Source organism: Aquimarina sp. RZ0 (genome assembly GCF_008370685.1).
Lineage (GTDB): Bacteria > Bacteroidota > Bacteroidia > Flavobacteriales > Flavobacteriaceae > Aquimarina.
On sequence record NZ_VTZU01000137.1, the window covers coordinates 1 to 5,974 of the forward strand.

Annotated in this window: 5 protein-coding genes; 4 read left to right on the forward strand and 1 reads right to left on the reverse strand. The window is 31.7% G+C overall.

Annotated features, from left to right (window positions below; genetic code table 11):
• Positions 1-618: 618 nt before the first annotated feature.
• The 4 genes from F0000_RS26240 to F0000_RS28455 all read left to right on the forward strand — a co-directional run bounded on the left by F0000_RS26240 (position 619) and on the right by F0000_RS28455 (position 3,628).
• The gene (locus tag F0000_RS26240) at positions 619-1,272 is read left to right on the forward strand and encodes an iron-containing alcohol dehydrogenase (protein WP_149627666.1); all 654 of its coding nucleotides are present in this window, start codon (positions 619-621) and stop codon (positions 1,270-1,272) included.
• A gap of 220 nt (positions 1,273-1,492) precedes the next feature.
• Entirely contained in the window at positions 1,493-2,599 is a 1,107-nt protein-coding gene (locus tag F0000_RS26245; RefSeq protein WP_149627667.1) for a sensor histidine kinase, read from the forward strand.
• 4 nt (positions 2,600-2,603) lie between these two features.
• Positions 2,604-3,365: a LytTR family DNA-binding domain-containing protein gene (locus tag F0000_RS26250; RefSeq protein WP_149627668.1), complete on the forward strand. Its 762-nt coding sequence runs from the start codon at positions 2,604-2,606 to the stop codon at positions 3,363-3,365.
• A 137-nt stretch (positions 3,366-3,502) separates the two neighbouring features.
• Complete coding sequence (locus F0000_RS28455; RefSeq protein WP_255452908.1) at positions 3,503-3,628, forward strand: hypothetical protein; 126 nt, start codon at positions 3,503-3,505, stop codon at positions 3,626-3,628.
• 667 nt (positions 3,629-4,295) lie between these two features.
• Here F0000_RS28455 and F0000_RS26255 read toward each other — a convergent pair.
• Positions 4,296-5,974: carbohydrate-binding protein (locus F0000_RS26255; protein ID WP_149627669.1), on the reverse strand; the 1,679-nt coding region annotated here is incomplete at its 5' end.

Below are 5,974 nucleotides of genomic sequence, written 5' to 3' on the forward strand. Positions count from 1 at the left end.
TGCTTACTAAAAAAAGCAGCAACACTTTAAAAAACGGCCTTGCAAAGAGCTAAAGTTAATACCCAGTAAATTACGAATTTTACGTTAGCCTACGTACTGAAGTTTCTGGGGTCTATGAGGGATTGTATACAACCGTACACGCAAATTCGATGTAACAGATGTTCCTCAAGAAGTAAATGCTGAAATACCAATTCAAAAATTCAGGAAATGGTTTACACAACTTTTTATTGGACTTGAGCAATGGGGGTCTGCTGCAGGTAAGGCAATTAGAAAATAAATCACTTAAAAGAGTTAATTATAAAGTATAATAAAATGAAAATAATACAATCAATCTTAGAGTATGTTTAAAAAGAATACAAATTGAAAATCAATAGTTTGAGGTTCTGAGTACACTTCAAATGATGAGTATATCGAGATATTTACATTATTTGAAGTAGACTCACGGTTCTTAAAATATTTGTTTTCAAGAAGTAAGGTTTTTAAACAAGCTCTTAGGAAAGCTTTCTAAAATTTTATGGAATAGTATGGTTAGAAAAAAGGGATACGGAAATCAAAAAGAATTCCGGTCTTTAGACAAGCAAGAAGAAGTTTTTTTATTCATCTAAAAAAATGAGAATTATGAAAATAATTAATAAAATAACAGGAACATTGATAGTGTTGATACTCTTATCAAGCTGTTCATCCGTAAGGGTAACAGATTCCTGGAGAAACCTTGAGGTACCAGAAATAAAAGATAAAAAAGTGATGGTAGTAAGTAAGACAGATGATCAAACAGCTAGAATACGTTTTGAAAAGGATTTAGTAAACAACTTAAACAAAAAAGGATACCAATCTATTGAAAGTTATGTAGTTTTTCCTAACTCGTCTCCAACCAAAGAATTAAGCGAATCTGAAACACTGGAAATAAAAGAAAAGCTTAAAGAAAATGGGATCGATGTAGTCATAGTGACCATACTAAAGCATAGTGAAGAGTATACAAAAACAACTAGTAGAAATGATTCCTTTCATACGATATACCCGTCATATTATGGATTAGGATATTATAGGGGATTTTATAGATACTACGGAACAATATATGTAGACTCTGACCCGGTAACAGTAGTAACAGAGAATGTTAAAAAATATACACTGGAAACCGTAGTATACGATCTTACACAACCAAAAGAGAAACAGTTGTTATCAGTAATTACTACTGAGATTGATGATCCACAAACTCTTGGGACAGTATCGATAGATTTCTCTAAAAAGGTTGTTAAAGAATTAAATAAGTAAGTTGTTTTTTCATAACTAAAGTAGGTTAATTGCGGGCAGTCGGAGATTTAGTAAATGTTTTCGGCTGCCTTTTTTAAGTAAAGATTAGACTAATAAATTCAAGCTATATTAAAAAACACAACAAAAACAAATTGATTTAAACTAAAGAAATGAAGAAGTGCCCTCATTCCTACACTTCTAGACGGAAGCTTCTTCTTTTTAAAGAATAAATAGCAAAAATATGACTGTGGTTAATAATTATATGATCAGTACAATTTTCCGTAAATTTAGCAAGCACGAATTAAAGAAGATATTATTTACATTGAGCTCTAGAAAAGTAAAACACATTGTGATCTTTAGGATAGCACTACTCATTGCGACGCTTGTTAGCCTACCACGTACATTGATATTATTTGATGTAAATCAGAAACTGTTTGATTCTTTCTCAGAAGTTTCAGTACGAGATATCATCATTCGCTTTTTATTTCTCTTTGTAATCGCACTAGTTTCATTAGAACTTAATATCAATTGGAAGCGCGTATATTTACAGTATTCTGTTTTCGTAAGAACGAGTTTAACCATCGTATTAAATACAATGCTGTTTTTAGGTGTTGTTCAGTTATTTGTTTCGATCTATCCCTTGGTAACAGGGCAGATTTTATCAGAGTCAGAAATTGGATTTATGTACTTTGTGTATTTTGTAATTTTGGTGACGTCTATTTTTATCACGAGAATTCTTACATATCAAATGATACATCAAGCAGATCTTTTAGAAAATGAAAAACTAAAACAGCAAAACCTTCAGAAAGAACTAACAGCCTTAAAAAATCAAATCAACCCTCATTTTCTTTTTAATTCATTAAACTCATTAAATTCTATAGTACGAGATAATAAAGATGCAACAGCGTTTATAAAAAAACTATCTTTTATGTATCGATATATTTTACAGAGTGGAGAAAGAGATTTGGTCTCTTTGCAAGAAGAGCTTACGTTTTTAGATAGCTATGTTCATTTGGTAAAAACCAGATATCGTGATCGTTTTAATATTAATGTGTCAATAGAAGAAAAACACCTGCTAAGAGAGGTTCCACCGCTAGCACTGCAATTATTAGTAGAAAACGCAGTAAAACATAATGAGATTTCAGAAAAGAATCCCTTGCGGGTAAACATATATTCAAAAAATGAAATTATTCATGTCGAAAACGAAATACGACTAAGAACTTCGCTTGTAGATAGTACAGGTAATGGCTTGGCGAACTTAGATAAGCGATATTTTTTACTAAAAAAACAACACATTAGTATTAGTGATACTGAGAATATATTCAGAGTGAGACTGCCTTTAAATTAAACAAATGAAAGTAATAATTGTCGAAGACGAAATAACAGCAAGTGATCAACTCACTTTTTTATTGAATACTATAGATCCTACTATTGAAGTATTAAAAGTATTAGATTCTGTAAAAACCGCAATCGAGTATTTTTCTAATATTTGTGAAGCATCACTTATTTTTATGGATATTCATCTGGCAGATGGTATTTCTTTTGAAATCTTTGAACAAGTCAAAATTGAAACTCCTATTGTTTTTACAACAGCTTATGATCAATATGCAATTAAAGCCTTCAAAGTAAACAGTATAGATTATTTATTAAAACCTATTGATGAAGATGAGTTGTCAGAAGCTATTCAAAAATTTAAAAACAGATCCAAAGAAGATGGTTCTCTAGACAATCAAATTCAAGGAATGTTACAATTACTTCAAACTAAAACAAAACCTCATAAAACCACATATCTGGTACATCATAGAGATGAATTAATTCCTATAAAAACTGAAAATATAGCTTATTTTTATATAGATACAGGTGTGGTGAAAGCAATTACTTCAGAAAATAAGGTATATAGTATTGACAAGAAGCTAGAAGATATAGAGGATGAATTAGATCCCAAAGTTTTTAATCGGGTGAATAGACAATTTATAATTCAAAAAAATGCTATCGAGAACATTAAACACTATTTTAATGGTAAACTGATTATTAATATAAATCCAGTAGCCAAAGAACGCATAGTCGTAAGCAAAGCCAAAGCTACTGGATTTAAGAAATGGGTGAATTTATAAAAATTAAATACCATTTATTAGGCTCTAATGAATAAGTATTATTTGTTTCGTTATTTTTTTAATAATTGTGTGTAAATTCGTGTATAATGAAACAGAAGTATTATGTATACCAGGTGTCTTATTTCAAACCACTTTTAATGAAGTTAGAAAATTTTGGTATTGATATCGAAGGTATTATTCAAAACAGCGAAATACGACATTTTGATCTTTCTAGTTCACAAAACTATGTTCCAACAACAGTAGTTCATGATTTATTTTCTTGACTAAGAAAAAACAGCGAAATCGATACATTCGTAGTTAATTTCCTCAGTGACTTTAGTCTTTCAGAATTCGGTAGTTACAGCTCGTTTTTAGCAGGGTTTCCTACCTTGAGTAAAGCTATAATAGTTTTAACAAGTCTAAATATGTACTTCAGACAAATCTTAAAGCAGATTTAAAGATTTACAAGAATGAAGCTATATTCTCTTTTTCATTTTTAGATCAACATGCTAAAGGTGGTAAAATATCAGAGTATATTTTATTGTCTATCGTATGTCAGTTGTTTAATGTATATGTAGGGCATAATTGGCAACCAATCATAGTACATATAACAGGTGCTACAATTTCTGATATCAAACCCTTGTTATCTGATGGGGAATATCCTATTCAATATAATCAATCGGAGTATTGATTTGTTTTTTCAAAATCTGAATGATTTTTATCCAAATTATTATTTATTTCTTCATTTTCCATAATTTATATACGTCATCTTTTGCTTCTTGAATTACTTAATCGATCCTTGAAAACTCTTTTTTAAGGATCGATTAAGTAGAATTGAATGATGTAGCAATGGGCTACTATATTGTTTTAATAAAAAAGCTGCCAGACTTATTAAACTTAAGTCTGACAGCTTTTTTTATTAAAAACAGTTTTCTACGTATTCTCTTTAAATTAGTTTTTAATAAATCTGATATTCTTATTCTCTTCGGAGTTAATAATTTTTAAGAAATAAACTCCCTGAGGTAAATTCTCAATATTTATCATATGATCATTAGCTAATGTTTGATCTATATACTTAGCGCCTTTCATATCATATATCTGAGCATTTTGTTCCAGTTTCTTACTTAATCCCTGAATAAATACATTTCCAGAAGCTGGATTAGGGTATACTGATAATTGCACAGCAGAATCAATATCAAGTCCTGAATCTCTCGTTGAAGATTCTGTAGATAATATAATTTTATCCAGATTCCACTGCCATATAGTTCTGCTTGATCCTACAATTCTAATTGTGTGTAGTCCTGCAGATAATACAACTTTATTATTAGCAATTAATGAGGTATAATCATACCACTCACCATTATTAGGAACATTATCTGTAGTAACTACAGTACCATCAACTAATAACTGTATCTGAGAACCGTTTGATGGAGTAGAAATCAAGTATTCAATAGCATACTCACCATCCGACGGTATATTGACACTGTATTCTGCCCAATCACTGGTGTTTACGAAATTGATATTTGTAGCTGTTCTGTTTACACCTAAACCAGGTCCTCCAGCAAATGAATCATTAAACTTTCCACTGGTGCTAACAAAATCTTCTGCTTCGATAATCAAAGTTACGTTTCCTGGAGATGGTGTTGTTGCATTTCTTGTTACTTCAATGCTATTTGAAAGATCAAAATTTCCAGATAATCCTGATAAATTAGAATTGGCTTCCAAACCTGTAAGTCCATCTTCATAGCTTATGTGATATATGAAACAGGTTCCTTCACCAGCACCGTCAAAGTCTACAGCTTCTGGAGTTGGCGGTAATCCAAGTATATTTCTCTGGTCATCAGTAACTATCCACTGAGAATTTGATCCGGTATTTCCATCCAGTGTAACACCAGATACATTGTCAGGAATTCCATCACCTACTTTAAAGGTAAAAGGTCCTCCACTTATCGTCCCTCCATCAACTGATGGGTTTCCTCCGATCAATGATAAAGTAATCCTGTCTAAATTCCATTGCCACGGATTAGATCCAGTAGCCAAGATACGTACACTATGAGTTCCTACACCAAGATTTGTAATTGTACTGGATGATACCAGAGCAGTATAATCTTCCCAATCACCATTATTAGGGACATCGTCCGTTGCAACAATAATATCATCAATTATCAATTGAATCTGAGAATTATCAGAAGGAGTAGATATCTCATATGTAATACTATAATCACCTGCAGTACCGACATTTATTATGTATTCAGCATAATCACCGCTATTAACAAAATTAATTCCAATGGCTGTTTGATTAACACCTAATCCTGGTCCTCCAGCAAAAGAGTCATTAAAGGTTCCTCCTGTAGCGATAAAATCTTCAGCTTCTATTATAATATCATCACCTGGAGGAGGTGTTACAGCATTTCTTACCACTTTAATGCTGTTAGAAAGATCAAAGTTTCCGTTTAAATCAGCTAGATTAGATTGCGCAGCAAGTCCTGTAAGTCCGTCTTCATAACTCAAGTGATATATAAAGCAAGTTCCAGCACCTGCACCATCAAAGTCTACGGCTTCTGGAGTTGGTGGTAATCCTAGTATATTTCCCTGATCATCTGTAACCACCCATTGTGAGTTTTCACCGA

Coding starts and splice junctions, on each gene's coding strand:
- F0000_RS26240 (WP_149627666.1), top strand. CDS start 619: ATGAAAATAATTAATAAAATAACAGGAACATTGATAGTGTTGATACTC.
- F0000_RS26245 (WP_149627667.1), top strand. CDS start 1,493: ATGACTGTGGTTAATAATTATATGATCAGTACAATTTTCCGTAAATTT.
- F0000_RS26250 (WP_149627668.1), top strand. CDS start 2,604: ATGAAAGTAATAATTGTCGAAGACGAAATAACAGCAAGTGATCAACTC.
- F0000_RS28455 (WP_255452908.1), top strand. CDS start 3,503: ATGAAGTTAGAAAATTTTGGTATTGATATCGAAGGTATTATTCAAAAC.